General features: G+C 70.4%; 10 protein-coding genes. 6 read left to right on the top strand and 4 right to left on the bottom strand.

From position 1 onward, the window contains the following. Positions 1 to 225 precede the first annotated feature (225 nt). From ACFWNV_RS02025 to ACFWNV_RS02000, 6 genes are all read left to right on the top strand, one after another. Positions 226 to 1,731, top strand: a complete 1,506-nt coding sequence (locus ACFWNV_RS02025; protein ID WP_383939029.1) for a hypothetical protein — start codon at positions 226 to 228, stop codon at positions 1,729 to 1,731. 218 nt (positions 1,732 to 1,949) lie between these two features. Then, complete coding sequence (locus ACFWNV_RS02020) at positions 1,950 to 3,131, top strand: CDP-alcohol phosphatidyltransferase family protein (RefSeq protein ID WP_383939026.1); 1,182 nt, start codon at positions 1,950 to 1,952, stop codon at positions 3,129 to 3,131. Further along, positions 3,128 to 7,567 (top strand): glycosyltransferase, encoded by a 4,440-nt coding sequence (locus tag ACFWNV_RS02015; RefSeq protein ID WP_383939023.1) that lies wholly within the window; start codon positions 3,128 to 3,130, stop codon positions 7,565 to 7,567. The genes ACFWNV_RS02020 and ACFWNV_RS02015 overlap by 4 nt, the downstream gene beginning before the upstream one ends. Before the next feature lie 19 nt (positions 7,568 to 7,586). Next, the gene (locus ACFWNV_RS02010; RefSeq protein ID WP_383939020.1) at positions 7,587 to 8,354 is read left to right on the top strand and encodes a rhamnogalacturonan acetylesterase; all 768 of its coding nucleotides are present in this window, start codon (positions 7,587 to 7,589) and stop codon (positions 8,352 to 8,354) included. Beyond that, complete coding sequence (locus tag ACFWNV_RS02005; RefSeq protein WP_383939017.1) at positions 8,351 to 9,067, top strand: Ig-like domain-containing protein; 717 nt, start codon at positions 8,351 to 8,353, stop codon at positions 9,065 to 9,067. The genes ACFWNV_RS02010 and ACFWNV_RS02005 overlap by 4 nt, the downstream gene beginning before the upstream one ends. Next, positions 9,060 to 10,325, top strand: coding sequence for a phosphodiester glycosidase family protein (locus tag ACFWNV_RS02000; protein ID WP_383939014.1), 1,266 nt, complete (start codon positions 9,060 to 9,062; stop codon positions 10,323 to 10,325). Before ACFWNV_RS02005 ends, ACFWNV_RS02000 begins: the two co-directional genes overlap by 8 nt. A gap of 107 nt (positions 10,326 to 10,432) precedes the next feature. Here ACFWNV_RS02000 and ACFWNV_RS01995 read toward each other — a convergent pair whose 3' ends face one another. The 4 genes from ACFWNV_RS01995 to ACFWNV_RS01980 form a co-directional block, all read right to left on the bottom strand. Continuing rightward, positions 10,433 to 12,574, bottom strand: a complete 2,142-nt coding sequence (locus ACFWNV_RS01995) for a 3-hydroxyacyl-CoA dehydrogenase NAD-binding domain-containing protein (protein ID WP_383939012.1) — start codon at positions 12,572 to 12,574, stop codon at positions 10,433 to 10,435. Further along, entirely contained in the window at positions 12,571 to 13,797 is a 1,227-nt protein-coding gene (locus ACFWNV_RS01990; protein WP_383939009.1) for a thiolase family protein, read from the bottom strand. The genes ACFWNV_RS01995 and ACFWNV_RS01990 overlap by 4 nt, the downstream gene beginning before the upstream one ends. A 131-nt stretch (positions 13,798 to 13,928) precedes the next feature. Beyond that, positions 13,929 to 14,699, bottom strand: coding sequence for a ferritin-like domain-containing protein (locus tag ACFWNV_RS01985; RefSeq protein WP_383939006.1), 771 nt, complete (start codon positions 14,697 to 14,699; stop codon positions 13,929 to 13,931). 131 nt (positions 14,700 to 14,830) lie between these two features. Then, positions 14,831 to 16,141, bottom strand: a complete 1,311-nt coding sequence (locus tag ACFWNV_RS01980) for an HRDC domain-containing protein (RefSeq protein ID WP_383939004.1) — start codon at positions 16,139 to 16,141, stop codon at positions 14,831 to 14,833. Positions 16,142 to 16,292 lie beyond the last annotated feature (151 nt).

The raw sequence follows: 16,292 nt of genomic DNA, 5'->3' as shown, positions 1-16,292 counted from the left end.
GTGGCCGGATGCCGCTGCACTATAAGCAGATTTCCAAGTCGAATGGGAGTGCGCTTATCGTCCTCCTGGTCGTTTGTGATGCGGAAAATATCGGAGTCCCCACTGCGCGGGGGAGGGGGAGTGGGAGCCATGGGCCGAAATGACGGACGTCGTGCGCGACGCGGTGACGCCTCTCGAGAAAAGCTGCAGCAGGGTTCCCCTTCGCAGACGGGCCGGGCTTCCGCCGTGGCCATCGTCGTCGCGGGCCCCGCGGACGCCGTGCCCTTGATCAATTCCGAACCCTCCGGTTCGGTGATCGAGCTGGTCTTCCTCGACGGCGGCGACCCCGACGGGCACCGTGCGCTGCAAGCGGCCGTGGCCCAGGCCAAGCGGCGCGGGTGCACGTTCCCCGGGGACCCGTTCCTGCTGTACGCGGCGGACGGCAACCTCGCGGGCCAGATCTTCGAGATCCTCCACGAGATCGGACCGGTGCGCCTGCGCACCCTCGATCCGGACCCCGTGCACACCGGCATCGACAACGAGCGCAAGCTCCCGATCGTCACCGAGCCGCCGGCGCGCGGACAGGTGGCGCGCAGCGCCCTCCGGGCCGCCCGCCGCTACCAGCTCGAGGTCGGCACCCCGGTGTTCGTGGACTGCCGCCGGGCCGGCGCCGACCCCGCGCTGCCCGCCGCGGCCTGCTCCCGCTACCCCCGCCCGTCCGGATGGCTGCTCACGGGCAAGGACGGGCGGCTGTCCGCGTACCTGCCGACGGCTGCCGGCGTGGTCCGCTGGACCGAGGGCCGCACCGAGGCCGAGGGCTGGACCGGCCCGGAGCTGCTCGCCGGCCCGGAGCTGATGCCCGGACTGACCGTGCTCCAGGGCCCCGAGGGCTACGCGTACCTCTTCGGCCTGAGCCGGACCAAGCGCAAGGACAGCGGCTCCGACGTCGAGGTGGTGTACGCCGCCCAGTACCAGACGGGCCGGCCCCTCGGCCCCTGGACCTCCGTCGGCAACCCCAACGCGTCGAGCTGGCAGAAGGCCCGGGAAACCGGCTTTCCCGCGGCCACCTTCGACGCGGAGGGCGACCTGCACGTGTTCGTGCGCAACTTCGGGCACAGCGTCAGCGTGCGGCGGCAGACCCCGAAGGGGCGCATGTCCGGCTGGGAAGCGCTGGGCGGACTGCGGGTGGCCGATGAACTGGTCGCCTTCCCGGCCGTGCCGGCCGGCGTGCACATGGTGGCCCGGGCGCGCGACACCGCGTCCGCGGGGCACTTCTTCCAGCAGGACGCGAAGGCGGCCTGGGCGGAGAACCGGCGGATCCCCGTGAGCCCGTACCCGGGCAGCCTCTCGGTGGCCGCGGAGAGCGGCGTCGTGCGTTTCCGCTACGCGGGGAGCAACGAGGTCTGCGTCTGGTGGCCGGGCGCCCAGGTGCCGATCGGCCTCGGCGGGCCGGAGGGGATCGGTTCGGTCGCCGGGGTGTCGGGAGCCGACATCCAGGGATGGGGCTGCACGGTGCTCGTCCGCGAGGGCACCGGGGGAGTGACGGCGATCGGCGCGCACCCGGACGGGCGGCCGGACATCGGGGTGTGGTGGGAAGAGTCCGGGGAGCCCTCGGCGGTTCCGCCCGCAGCGGCTTTTGACAGCCATGGGCGTGTGGTGATCGCCACAGTGGGAATGGACGGAACGCTCCGCGTGGCGCGCCAGCAACTGGGATCTCAGGGCTTGGAGTTCACTCCGTGGACTGTCCACTAAGGATCGTTTACGTCACGCATATGCAGGTTTAAGCACGCCAGTCGTCGCCTTGCATGCTGGATGGCTTCACCAGTGACTTGTTATTGTCATTCAGCGCCCATTTACCTGGACCATAGGTGAACGTTCGGCGTCACGGGGGCGGCGCTCGCTTCCGTGTCTCGTGGGGTGGGCGCAGGCGCTCTGTTGAACAGGTTGGCGCCGTTGACGACTGAGGGGTTATGTCCAAGCTGTCACTGAAGGCTGTCCAGAAGCTCACGTGCAAGAAACGGGACGCCTGGTGGACGGTCCTTCTGGTCGATCCGATCGCGACCCGTCTCGTCTGCGTGTTCGCGCGCTGGAACTTCGTGACGCCCAACCGTGTCACGTGGGCCGCGCTCTACGTCGGCCTCGGCTCGGCCTATTTCTTCCTCCAGGGTGACTGGCTCTCCCTGTGCATCGGCGCGGGGCTGTACCACATCAGCTTCATCCTCGACTGCATCGACGGGAAGCTCGCCCGCCTCAAGGGCAACGGCACCATCTTCGGCGGCTGGCTCGACTACGTCTTCGACCGCATCCGTGTGCTCTTCTGCGCGCTGGCCCTGATGGGCGGGCAGTTCCTGCAGCACGACGAAGAGGTCTACCTCCTCGCCGCCCTCGTCGTGATCTTCCTCGACATGCTCCGCTACGTCGACGCCCTCCAGATCTACAAGATGCGCATGTCCATGCGTAACAAGATCGAGGCCGTCACGCTCGCCCGCCAGGCCGAGGAGGGCATCGAGGAGGAGGAGCGGAAGGTCGTCTTCATCGAGGACCTCCTGCGCGAGAACCCCCTCGGCCAGGCCGACGAACTCAAGCGGGAGACCGCCCAGGTCGAGCAGGCCGAGGTCATCGACCTCCACCAGCAGTTCCGCGAGAGCTTCCCCTGGTACGCACGGTTCCGCCACGCCCTGGTGCAGAGCCGCATCCGGCCGCACCTCATCAGCGGCATCGAGTTCCAGATGTTCATCTTCATCGTCGGCCCCGTCATCGGTCACATCCTGTGGACCACCGCGGCGTCCGCCGTGCTGATGGGCGGCTTCGAGCTCGTGATCATGTTCAAGTTCTGGCTCTCCACCCGCGACTTCACGCGCACGATGGAACGCCTCGACCCGGGCAACACCCCCTCCAGGGCCGGCTCCATCGCCCCGCACCTGCACGCAGGACGCCACCGGCGCCGCGGCGAGGACGACCTGGGCGCGATCGATCCCGCCCAGATGTTCCCGGCGCCCGAGCCCTACGAGGACCCCGGGTTCGAGCCGTTCCCGAGGGCCTACACGGACCAGTTCACGGGCAGCGTGACCGACACGATGCAACTGGCCCAGATCCCCTCGCAGAACTCGCAGCGACCTGACTACGCCGAACGAGAGCGCCACCCCAGATGAGTTTCCCGGTCGACATCTCCCCGTACGGCGTCACGATCGTCATCCCGGCCTTCAACGCGAGCGCCACTCTCGCCCGGGCGATCCAGTCGGCCGTGGCCCAGACGCACCGGGGCATCGAGGTACTCGTCGTCGACGACTGCTCCACCGACGGCACCCGGGGCGTCGCCCGCCAGTTCGCCGCCCAGGACCGCCGGGTCCGCATCATCGAGCGCCAGCACAACAGCGGCGGCTGCGGTGCACCCCGCAACAACGGCATCGAAGCGGCCGCCGGGCAGTTCGTGATGTTCCTCGACGCGGACGACGAGCTGCCGCTCAAGGCCGTCGAGAGCCTGCTCTCCTCCGCCGTCGTCACCGGGTCGGAAGTCACCGCCGGCCGCGTCGTGCGCATCAACCAGGCCACCGACGAGGTCACCGTCTGGCAGCCGCAGCTGTACCCCGCGGACCAGACGGTCGGCGGCCTGTCGGCCATGCCGGAGCTCTTCGAGGACCCGATCGCCGCCGGCAAGCTGTACCGGCGGGACTACCTCGACAACTTCGGCATCCGCTTCCCCGAAGGCGTCTACTTCGAGGACACGTACTTCTCCACGGTCGCGAACTTCCACGCGCGCTCGTTCACCATCCTCGCCACCCCGGTCTACCGGTGGATGTGGGAGCGGGAGTCCGACCAGCCCTCGATCACCAACCGCCGCCACGAGCTGCGCAGCATCGGTGACCGCATCCGGGTGCACCAGTACACCGACAGCTTCCTGCAGAGCGTGGGCCGGCCCGACCTGCTGGCCCGCAAGGCCGCCAAGTTCCTCTCGCACGACCTGCGCCTGTACACCCCCGAGCTCCGCAGCGGCGACCGCAACTACCGCAACGGGTTCCTCGCGGCCGTGGCCCCGTACCTGCGCACCCTGGAGCCCACCACCTACGAGCTGTGCGGGCCCATGGAGCGGGTGCGCGCCTTCGGCCTGATGCACGGCCGGGTCGACATCGCCGTGTCCGCCGCCGACTACATGCGGCGCCGCAGCGTCATCAGCTCCGACGTCGTGGAGCGGGACGGGCGGGTGTTCTGGTCCGGATCGCTGATGCGCCACCCCGAGGCCGAACGCTTCCTGGAAGTCACCGAGCTCGATCTGACCGGCCAGAAGCTCGCCGACGCCCGCCTCTACAACCAGGCGACCTCGGTGGAGCTGGTCGACGGCGAGCTGCACATAGCGGGCGCGATACGCAACCAGTTCGGCCGGGTCCGCCCCGAGGACAAGGTCGAGCTCATCGCGGTCCTGCGCCGCCGCAGCTCCAAGACCGACTACCACTTCCCCGTCTCCAGCCTGGAGATCGACGCGGACTGGATCCGCTACCACGCCACCGTCGACCTCACCTCCACCCTGGACAAGGCCGACCGCGCGGGGCACTGGAACTTCTTCGTCCAGCTCCGGCACGACGGCGAACGGGCCTCCACCGCCCTCAACGTCAGCGGACTCGACGCCACCAGCCTGCGGTACGCGTCCACCACGGGCGTCCACGAGGTCTACGAGACCATCAGCGGGAACCTGGGCCTGCGCCCCGAGACCGAGGCACTGCAGGCCAAGGCGTCCGACCGCGGAACCCCCTGGCTGTGGTGGCAGGAGGTCAAGCCGACCGGACCCGTCCAGGCTCCCGAGCAGTACGCCGCCGCGCTCGTGGTCCTGTGCCACAACGACGAGTACCACCTGCGCGAGTTCCTCTCCTCCCTGGTCGCCCAGGGCAGCTTCGGCAGCACCCAGGTGGTGTTCGTCGACGACGGCTCGAACGATACGACCGCCCAGCAGCTGGCGGCCTTCGCCGCCTACTACCCGAACGCGATGGTCGTCACCCAGCAGAGCCTCGGCGGGCGCATCGCCTTCGAGAACGGCCTGCAGTACGTCGCCGCCCCCTACGTGATGTTCGCGCGCGCCCGCGACATCCTCGGCCAGGACTCCGTGGGCCGGCTGCTCACGGCGGCCCGGAAGGCCAAGGGCGCCGACGCCGTCGTGGGCGTGGCGGACAACTTCCCGGGCCCGTGGCTCGGCAAGGACGAGCCCTGGGAGCGCTACTTCACCTCCAAGGGCACCGTCCGCAGGCTGGCCGACGCCCCGTACCTGGTCTTCTCGACCCGGCTCGGCGGCAAGCTCTTCAAGACCTCCTTCGTGCGCGAGCACGGCTTCCGGTGCGGCCCGGGCCACGGCCTCGAGGACGACTGGTTCACCGTCCCGGCCCTGCTGTTCTCGAAGACGGTGACCGTCGCACCGGGTGCCCGCTTCTTCGAGCGCGAGGAAGAGAAGCAGAACTCGCTCTTCGACCGTCCCTGGAACGACCCCGCCAAGGCCGTGGACCGGGTCCGGCTGGCCGAGTACGTCCTCGCGTCGGTCCAGGGCGCACCGCCCCGGGTCGTCCGCCTGGCCCACCGCTTCGTCGTCCGCTCGCTCCAGCCCTACGTGCGCAATATGCACCGCATCATGAGCAAGACCGAGCTCGGCGGGGTCCTTCCCCTGCTCGCCTCGGTCTACGGGAAGATCCCCGACGAGATCATCCTGCAGTACGCCAGCCACCCGCAGTCCAAGGTCCAGCACCACGCGATCGTGACGGGCAACCTCGAACTCTTCGCCGACCCGCTGGGCGCGCCCGAGTTCCTGCCCCGGCTCTTCCTCGACGACGAGGGCATCTACCGGCGGCTGGCGAGCGACCCGGTGGAGACGAAGCTGCTGCGCGTCCCGCGGTCCAACGCCGTCATGGAGACCTTCGTCTGGGAGGGCGACGAGATCCGGTTCGAGGGCCTCCTCGTGCTCTCCGGCGTGGACATCGACGCCCAGTACACCAACCGCCTCCAGCTGGTGTTCTCCGACGGCAAGCGCGAGGTGGCGCTCCCCGTCGAGCAGGTCTACCGCCGCGACCGCTGGCGTACCCGCAAGAACCAGGACTGGTTCTCCGGCTGGCGCGCCACGGCGCGCCCGTCCGCGCTCAACGTCCTGGCCAACGCCGAGCTGACCATGGTGATCCGGGTCCTCGACGAGGACCGCCACCACGACATCAAGCTCGCCGCCCGAATGAACATGCACCGCTTCAAGGGGGTGCACACCTCGGGCCGGCAGCGCTTCCTCCTGTCGATCGACGAGGAGGAGCAGGTCACCGCGCGCTGGGTGAAGGGCTCCTCGGCCCGGATCAAGGACAAGGTGCGCCGCTTCCGCGAGGAACTGCGCAACTCCCTTCCCGGCCGTCCGGGCTGGCGCACCCGCTTCATGTACTGGCTGACCTACCCCTACCTGCACGGCCGGGGCATCTGGATCATCGGTGAACGCGAGGACACCGCCCAGGACAACAGCTACCACCTCTTCAAGTGGATCCGGCTGAACCAGCCCAAGCGCAAGATCTACTACTCGATGAACGGGGACGCGCACGACTGGGACAAGGTCGCCCAGTACGGGCAGGTCATCGACAGGCTCTCGTGGAAGCACCGCGCCTACCTGCTGCACGCCGAGCGCCTGATCAACTCCTACGACCTGGAGGCCTACCTCGGCTTCCCCGGCCTGAACAAGCGCTCCTTCCTGCGCGGCTACGGCGACCTGCTGCGCTACAAGCGCGTGTTCCTCGGGCACGGCGTGGGCTACAACGACGTCGTCGCCTCCATCCACGGCCAGACCACCAACGTCGACATGGTCCTCAGCACGGGCCGCAGCGAGCGGTCCTACACCGCGGAGCACTGCGGCTACGGCTACGGGCGCGTCGCCGCCACGGGCATGCCCCGCTTCGACGCGCTGGAGCCGGTGCCGGGTCTGCGCCGGGTCCTGGTCATGCCCACCTGGCGCCGCGACATCGTGGCGCCCTCGTACAACAAGGCGGCCAAGCCCGAGATCCCGTTCGCGGCGTCCGAGTACTACCGCTTCTTCTCCTCCCTGCTGCGCAACGAGCGGCTGCTCGCCGCGCTCCAGTACCACGGGGTCGAGCTGGAGTTCATGCCGCACTACGAGATCCGGCCCTACCTCCAGCACTTCAAGATCGAGCACCCGTCGATCATCGTGTCCACGACGGGCCGCGACGTGCAGCTGGCCATGCGCGAGTGCTCGATGATGGTCACCGACTACTCCTCGGTGTTCTTCGACGTGGCCTACATGGGCAAGCCCGTCGTCTACACGAACTTCGACGACGAGTCCTTCTACAGCAAGCACTACAAGCGCGGGTACTTCGACATCGACAGGGACGGCTTCGGCCCGGCCTGCCGGACCGTCGACCACGCCGTGCAGGAGATCATCGGCGTCCTCGAGCGGAACTTCCAGCTCGAGCCGCAGTACAAGCAGCGCGTGGACGACTTCTTCATCCTGCGCGACACCTCGAACTGCGAACGTGCCTTCAAGGTCATCGAGTCGATGGACTCCAACATCGTGGGTGACGAACGGGCCCGGCTGCACTTCGGGGAACGCGGAAACGGGGAGTTCTGAGACACGTGAAGGTCGCACGATGACGGCGATATACCTGGCGGGCGGATCCACGGTCTGCAGCCGCCAGCGCAGCATGGCGCCCATGGCCGGCTGGGGGCAGACGCTCCCCCTGTTCATGCAGGGGATCGAGGTGGTCAACTGCGCCCGGGCCGGCGCCAGCACCAAGAGCTTCATGGAACGCGGACGCCTGGGCTGGATCCTGGACAACATCAAGCCGGAGGACCTCCTGGTCATCTCCTTCGGGCTCAGCGACATGAAGGAGCAGGCCGGCGTCTTCACCGAGCCGTTCGGCGCGTTCCAGACCAACCTGCGGCGCTACGTGAACGAGGCGCGGGACCGCGGAGCCCACCCGGTGCTCGTCACCAGCCACGAACGCCGGGTCTTCGACCGCTTCGGCAACATGCGCCGGCCGCTGCTGATGTACCCCGCCGCGATGCGCGAGGTGGCGGCGGAGCTCTCCGTGCCGCTGATCGACCTGAACGAGTGGAGCATCGCCTGGTGGCGCCAGCTCGGTCCGGACGGCACCAAGAGCCTCTTCGTGTACCTTCAGCCGGGCGAGCACCCCAACTACCCGGAAGGGGTGGCCGACAACTCCCACCTGCGCAGCCACGGGGCAGTGGAATGCTCCCGGTTCGTCGCGAGCCAGCTGCTGGTGCAGGGCATGCTGCCCGCGCACTTCTTCCGGAACCTGGAGACGGGCTTCGACGCGGACCAGGTGGTGGAGTTCCTCGACGACGCCGTCTTCGACGAGATGACCAAGACACGTGTCGCGGGAGGCATGAAGTGAGCGGGAACTGGTTCCCCCTGGTCCGCGCCTGGGCCTCGCAGGGGCCTTACACGGGGGTGCTCGACCTGCTCTCCACGGCGGATCCGGCGTACCCCCTCGCGCCGGGTGCCCGGGTCCAGATCGCCATGACGGTGACCCCGTCCGGCGGAGCGTTCCGTACGTACGGCTACATCCTCGGCGAGAGCCTGGAGGACGGAGTCGTCGTCGAGGACCTCCAGGGCATGCGCAAGCTCCCCAACGGCCGCTACGCGGCTTTCGCCTCGGGCGACGAGCCGGTCACCGCGACCTGCGTGGTGCGCGTCCTGGACGAGGGCTCGGACGGCGCGGTCGTGGTGCCGCGCGTGGTCGTCGGCATCATGCCCTTCCAGGGCGACAAGCTCTCCTCCTCCTCGGGCATCGAGGACAAGGGCTACTACGTGCGCCGCCACAGCATCCCGGCCCGGCTCCTGAACCTGCGCCCCGGCGAGGTCGTGGGGCTGCCGGCGAGGGGCGGGGGCCTGCGGGTGACCGGAGTGACCATCGCCCGGTACGGCATGCTCGGATGCTCCCCCGACGGCTCGGTCACCTACCAGGCCCCCCACTCCTTCCACGGCTACGACCGGTTCGTGTGCACCTACGAGGACCAGGACGGGTACGTGGCCGAGGGCCACGTGGTCGTCCGCGTGGGCGACCTCGGTGCGTCCCCCGGTGCGCTGGGCGCGGTCCGTGGCTAGGCGCACGCGGCTCGCCGCCGCCGCGCTGGTCGTGGCCGTCGCCCTCGCGGGCTGCACGGCGGATCCCCGGCCCCCGGACGACCCGGCCCCCTCGGAGTCGCAGCCCGAGGACCTCGGCCTGCCCGAAGGGGTCACGTACAAGGAGTCCGTCCGCAAGCTCGACGGCGAGGAATCCTCGCACGTACGCGTCCTGACCATCCGTCCCGACGCCAAGGTCAGGGTGGCGGGCATGCACGGCCCCGCCGTCGCGCACGCCGAGACGGTGCGCAAGATGGCCGAGACCTTCGGGGCGCTGGCCGCCGTCAACGCCTCCTTCTTCGACATCAGCACCGGCAAGAGCTACGCCGGCTACGACGGGGACCCCCTCGGCCTCTACACCGAGGGCGGCAAGGTCCTCAGCGAGGCGATCAAGGGCCGTCCCACCCTGCTCCTGGGCTACAACCGCGGCAAGCTCAGCGCCCGGGTCGACGAGGTCTCCACCGACGGGGTGGTGGTCTCGGAGGACGGCGTGCCCCAGGAACTGGACGGGATCAACCGGGTGCCCGGTCGCATCCTCGGCTGCGGGGGCGTCGGCGGTGACCTCCTGGCCGTCACGGAGGAGCCGATGCAGGAACCGTACGGCGGGCTGTGCACGGACACCGACGAGCTCGTGGTCTTCACCCCGGAGTGGGGAGAGCGCACGCCTCCCGGCCCGCCGGGCAGCATGGAGGCCCTGATCGACGCGGACGGCCGGGTGACGGGCGTCCGCAAACCCGCAGGCGGCGCCGTCCCGAAGAACGGCAGCACCCTGTACGCGATCGGGACCGACACCGAGTGGCTGCGCACGCACGCCCAGACCGGCGCCGTGCTCACCACCTCCTTCGTCATGAACGACGCGACCGGATCGGTGGTACCCGGCCCCGTCGAGACGGCGGTGGGCGGCCGCTACCGGCTGCTGCGCGACGGAGTCCCCGACATCGTCGAGGCGACCTCGCCCACGAAGACGGCCCCGCGGACCGCCGTCGGCGTCACCAAGAACGGCAGCCTCCTCCTGGTGACCATCGACGGACGGGCACCCGGGATCGACGCGGGCGCCACGGTCATGCAGACGTCCAAGCTCATGGCCTCGCTCGGGGCGCGCGACGCGATGATGCTCGACGGCGGCGGTTCCACCACGATGATCGTGCGCGATCAGCTGCGCAACACCCCGCGCGGCGCCGAGGGCGCGGAGCCCTCGGAGCGGCCGGTGGCCAACGGGATCGGCATCTTCGAGCAGTGAGCCGGTAGCCGGGCCGCCCGGGCACACGGGGCGGGCGGACGCGAAGAGCGGGCCGTACGGGATCTCCTCCCGTACGGCCCGCTCTTTTCGCTGCCGGCTGCCGCTCGTTACGCGGGGACGCTCGCCACGCCCGGGGCCAGGAACTTCTTGCCGTTCACCCGCTCGGAGACGCCTTCGCGGTCCAGGTACGGGGTGACCCCGCCCAGGTGGAAGGGCCAGCCCGCGCCCGTGATGAGGCAGAGGTCGATGTCCTGGGCCTCGGCCACGACACCTTCCTCCAGCATCAGGCCGATCTCCTGCGCCACCGCGTCCAGGACGCGGTCGCGGACCTGCTCCTCCGTCAGGACGGTGTCGCCCTGCACGAGGAGGGCGGCGACCTCGGGGTCCAGCTCCGGCTTGAAGCCGTTCTCCGCGTTGTAGACGTAGAAGCCGCGCTTGCCGGCCTTGACCACGGCCGCCAGGTTCGGGGACACCGTGAAGCGCTCCGGGAAGGCGCGGTTCAGGGTCTCGGAGACGTGCAGGCCGATCGCCGGGCCGACGAGCTCCAGGAGCACCAGCGGGGACATCGGCAGGCCGAGCGGCTCGATGGCCTTCTCGGCGGTGACCACCGGGGTGCCCTCGTCGATGACGTTCTGGATCTCGCCCATGAAGCGGGTCAGGATGCGGTTCACGACGAACGCCGGGGCGTCCTTGGTGAGGACCGCGGTCTTCTTCAGCTTCCGCGCGACACCGAAGGCCGTGGCCAGCGAGGCGTCGTCGGTCTGCTCGCCGCGGACGATCTCCAGCAGCGGGAGGATCGCGACGGGGTTGAAGAAGTGGAAGCCGACCACGCGCTCCGGGTGCTGGAGCTTGGAGGCCATCTCGGAGACCGACAGCGAGGAGGTGTTGGTGGCGAGGATCGCGTGCGCCGGGGCGACCGCCTCGACCTCCGCGAACACCTTCTGCTTGACGGACATCTCCTCGAACACGGCCTCGATGATGAAGTCCGCGTCCGCGAAGCCCTCGGCCTTGTCCAGGACACCGGTCACCAGGGCGGTCAGGCGGTTGGCCTTGTCCTGGTTGATGCGGCCCTTGCCGAGCAGCTTCTGGATCTCGGCGTGGACGTAGCCCACGCCCTTGTCCACGCGCTCCTGGTCGATGTCGGTGAGGACCACCGGCACTTCCAGGCGGCGCAGGAACAGCAGCGCCAGCTGCGAGGCCATCAGGCCCGCGCCGACGACGCCGACCTTGGTGACCGGGCGGGCCAGGTTCTTGTCCGGGGCGCCGGCCGGGCGCTTGGCGCGCTTCTGGACCAGGTTGAAGGCGTAGATGCCGGAGCGCAGTTCGCCGCCCATGATGAGGTCCGCGAGCGCGGTGTCCTCGGCGTCGAAGCCCTTCTGCAGGTCGCCGTCCTTGGCAGCCTCGATGATCTCCAGCGCGCGGTAGGCGGCCGGGGCCGCGCCGTGCACCTTGGAGTCGGCGATGAAGCGGCCGCGGGCGACCGCCGCGTCCCAGGCCTCGCCGCGGTCGATCTCGTCGCGGACGACCTCGGTGGTGCCGTTCAGCACGCGGGCGGTCCACAGGAGCGACTGCTCCAGGAAGTCCGCGCCGTCGAACAGCGCGTCCGCGATGCCGAGCTCGAAGACCTGCTTGCCCTTGAGCTGGCGGTTCTGGTTCAGCGAGTTCTCGATGATCACCGAGACCGCGCGGTCCGCGCCGATCAGGTTCGGGAGGAGGGCGCAGCCGCCCCAGCCCGGTACCAGGCCGAGGAAGACCTCGGGCAGGGAGAAGGCCGGGATGGCCTTGGAGACGGTGCGGTAGGTGCAGTGCAGGCCGACCTCGACACCGCCGCCCATCGCCGCGCCGTTGTAGTACGCGAAGGTGGGGACGGCCAGCGCCGCGAGGCGCTTGAAGACGTCGTGGCCGCCCTTGCCGATGGCGAGCGCCTCGTCGTGCTTCTTGAGCAGCTCGACGCCCTTGAGGTCGGCGCCGACCGCGAAGATGAACGGCTTGCCGGTCAGGCCCGCACCGACGATGGAGCCCGCGATGGCCTCCTGCTCGACCTGGTCGATCGCCGCGTTCAGGTTGGCGAGGGACTGCGGGCCGAAGGTGGTCGGCTTGGTGTGGTCCAGGCCGTTGTCCAGCGTGACGAGCGCGAAGCGCCCGGCGCCGAACGGCAGGTCGAGGTGGCGGACGAGCGCGCGCGTGACGACCTCGTCCGGGAACAGCTCGGCCGCGCCCTTCAGGAGCTCAGTGGTGGTGGTGCTCACTTGCTGTCTCCCTCGGCGGTGAAGTTCGGGTTCTCCCAGACGACCGTGGCGCCCATGCCGAAGCCGACGCACATGGTGGTCAGGCCGTAGCGGACCTCCGGCTGCTCCTCGAACTGGCGGGCCAGCTGGGTCATCAGACGGACGCCGGAGGAGGCGAGCGGGTGACCGAAGGCGATGGCCCCGCCGTACTGGTTGACGCGGGCGTCGTCATCGGCGATGCCGTAGTGCTCCAGGAACGCGAGGACCTGGACCGCGAAGGCCTCGTTGACCTCGAAGAGGCCGATGTCGTCGATCGTCAGACCGGCCTGGGCCAGGGCCTTCTCGGTGGCCGGGATCGGGCCGTAGCCCATGACCTCCGGCTCGACACCCGCGAAGGAGTACGAGACCAGGCGCATCTTGACCGGGAGGTTGTTCGCGCGGGCGAAGTCCTCGGACGCGATGATCGCGGCCGTGGCACCGTCGTTGAGACCGGCGGCGTTGCCCGCGGTGACCTTGCCGTGGGTACGGAAGGGGGTCTTGAGGCCCGCCAGGTTCTCCAGGGTGGTCCCCGGACGCATCGGCTCGTCGGCGGTGACCAGGCCCCAGCCCGTCTCACCGGCCGCCTCGTTGTTGTTGCGCACCGAGATCGGCACCAGGTCCTGCTGGATCTTGCCGTCGGCGTACGCCTTGGCGGCCTTCTCCTGCGAGCGCACGGCGTACTCGTCGGCGCGGAGCTTGGTGATCGTCGGGTACCGGTCGTGCAGGTTCTCGGCGGTCATGCCCATGAACAGGGCGGACTCGTCGACCAGCTTCTCGGAGACGAAGCGCGGGTTCGGGTCCACGCCCTCGCCCATGGGGTGGCGGCCCATGTGCTCGACACCGCCGGCGAGGGCGACGTCGTACGCACCGAAGGCCACGCCGCCCGCGACGGCGGTCACGGCGGTGAGCGCGCCGGCGCACATGCGGTCGATCGAGTAGCCCGGGACGGACTGCGGGAGGCCCGCGAGAATGCCGGCCGTGCGGCCCAGCGTCAGGCCCTGGTCGCCGATCTGCGTGGTCGCGGCGATGGCGACCTCGTCGATCTTCGCGGGGTCCAGGTCCGGGTTGCGGCGCAGCAGCTCCCGGATGGCCTTGACGACGAGGTCGTCGGCGCGGGTCTCGTTGTAGATGCCCTTCGGGCCCGCCTTGCCGAACGGGGTGCGGACGCCGTCGACGAAGACGACGTCCCTGACGGTACGAGGCACGTTGGCTCTCCTCCAGGTGCGGGTGTGCACTGCTGCGCGGGGGCGCGCCCATTAGCTGAGCGCCCGCTCACCTCATCATGCTACTTGCCGGTAACCGGCATGCACAGCCCCCGTGGGAGGAGCGGCGAAGGTCACACTCCGCCGCCCCGCCGCATCCACGGTGCGAAGGAGGGCACGGCGCCGGGCGCGGTGGCGGTCGCCGCGATGGCGGCGGCCATCGGGGCCGAGGCGCGCAGGGTCTGCGCCGCGAAGGCGCGGCGGCCGACGCCGAGGGTGCGCAGCGCCGGGCCGTGGTCGACCGCGACCACCACGGCGGCGGCTCCGAGCAGCGCCCGCCAGCCGAGCACGGCCGCCCGCCGGGCCGGTGCGGGGAGGGGGGCCACTGCCTCCCGCAATCGCAGGCAGTGGAAGGGGACGTGGCGTTCCTCGTCGGCCAGGATGCGGCCCGCCACCTCCGAGGCCAGCGGGTCCGGGCTGCCGTCCCGCACCGCCCGGTAGTACCGCAGCGCCACCACCTCGGCCACCATCAGCACGAGCAGCTCCACCCGCAGCCCCAGCAGCCGGCGCAGCCGGACGAACACGGTGTCGCTCCAGTGCCCGGCCAGGGTCTGCGCACCCCCCGCCGCCAGCAGCAGCGCCAGCATCCGCGCGTGGTTCTGCTCCTCCGCTACGAAGAGGCGCACGGCCCGCGCGTACACCGGGTCACCCGCCCGGTCGGCCTTTCCGATCAGCGCGGAGCCGTCCCCGTCCTCCCCGACCTGGAACCGCTGCAGGCTCCGGACCAGCTCCGGAGGCAGTGCGTCGCCCCGGTCCCAGTCCGGATCGCCGCGCTCGGCCCGCCGCTCCCGTTCGGCCTCGAACTCGGCCAGCCATGCCTCGTGTCCCCACCCGTGTTTGATCACGTTCAAAACCTAGGCCGCTTTGAGCGTGTTCAAAAGAACTCCGGTCCGGCTGTAGCGGAACCGGGACACGACGGAGCCCCCCGGCCCGAAGGGCGGGGGGCTCCGTCGTGAAACGCGGACGCGGGGGTGCGTCAGTCCTCGACCGGAGGCTCCGGGGGCGCTGGCGGGGTCGCGGCCAGCGCTGTGACCAGGGCGTCCGTCACCTGCTCGATCTGCCACGGGCGGGCTCCGTAGCCCGCCAGGGCCTCGGCCACCGCTTCGGGCTCCCGCCGCAGCGGCGGCTCCCAGCACAGCCGGCGGACCGTGTCGGGGGTGATCAGGTTCTCCTGCGGCAGGTTCAGCCCCTCCGCCAGTGCCGACACCGCCGTCCGGGCCGCGGCCAGCCGCGCCGCGGCCTCCGGGTCCTTGTCCGCCCAGGAACGGGGAGGCGGCGGACCGGCCGGGGTCGCCCCCGGCTGCGGCAGCTCGGCCTCGGGCAGGGCCTTCGCCCGGTCCACGGCGGCCATCCACTGGTCCAGCTGGCGCCGGCCCATGCGCTGCCCGTACCCGGGCAGGGCGGAGAGGGCCTGCGCGTTCAGCGGCATGGCGAGGGCGGCCTCGACGATCGCGGCGTCACCCAGCACCTTGCCCGGTGACACGTCACGTCGCTGCGCGATCCGGTCCCGGGACTCCCACAGCTCCCGGACCACGGCCATCTGCCGGCGCCGGCGCACCTTGTGCATGCCGGACGTACGGCGCCACGGGTCCTTGCGCGGCGGCGCGGGCGGGGCGGCGGCGATGGCGTCGAACTCCTGGTGGGCCCATTCCAGCTTGCCCTGCCGGTCCAGCTCCTTCTCCAGCGCGTCCCTCAGGTCCACGAGCAGCTCCACGTCGAGCGCGGCGTAGCGCAGCCACGGCTCGGGGAGCGGACGGGTCGACCAGTCGACGGCGGAGTGGCCCTTCTCCAGCGAGTAGCCGAGGACCCCCTCGACCATCGCGCCGAGTCCGACCCGCGGGAAGCCGGCGAGGCGGCCGGCCAGCTCGGTGTCGAAGAGGGAGGTGGGCGCCATGCCTATTTCGCGCAGGCAGGGCAGGTCCTGGGTGGCGGCGTGCAGGATCCACTCGGTGCCGGACAGGGCCTCGCCCAGGGAGGAGAGGTCGGGGCAGCCCACCGGGTCGATGAGCGCGGAGCCCGCACCCTCGCGGCGCAGCTGCACGAGGTAGGCGCGCTGGCCGTAGCGGTAGCCGGAGGCGCGCTCGGCGTCCACGGCGACGGGTCCGGTGCCCGCGGCGAAGGCCGCGACCACCTCGGCGAGCGCGGCCGCGTCGGCGACCACCGGAGGGATGCCCTCACGGGGCTCTAGCAAGGGAATCGGCAGCCCGTCGGACGAAACCTCGTCGTCCGGGGGGCCGCCCCCGGTGGTGGTGCGCAGGCCTGCTGCGGTTTCTTGGGCGTCGGTCACCGCTCAAGGGTATCCGTGGATACGACGCGCCCGTGGCCGGAACCTTGCGGCGTAGGGCGCGAGGGGGGGGGACGGGCGTTTACCCGGGGTGTTCCGGTGTTATACCGGCGTGTGTCTGGGGCTATGCGGCGGGTCAGGGGCTTATACCCCT

This window comes from Streptomyces sp. NPDC058401, from assembly GCF_042722885.1.
GTDB lineage: Bacteria > Actinomycetota > Actinomycetes > Streptomycetales > Streptomycetaceae > Streptomyces.
This window is presented reverse-complemented; position numbering and strand designations above follow the sequence as displayed.

What these genes read in the sequence shown, in the direction of transcription:
- ACFWNV_RS02020 (WP_383939026.1), top strand. Translation starts at nt 1,950, where the DNA reads ATGTCCAAGCTGTCACTGAAGGCTGTCCAGAAGCTCACGTGCAAGAAA.
- ACFWNV_RS02010 (WP_383939020.1), top strand. Translation starts at nt 7,587, where the DNA reads ATGACGGCGATATACCTGGCGGGCGGATCCACGGTCTGCAGCCGCCAG.
- ACFWNV_RS02015 (WP_383939023.1), top strand. Translation starts at nt 3,128, where the DNA reads ATGAGTTTCCCGGTCGACATCTCCCCGTACGGCGTCACGATCGTCATC.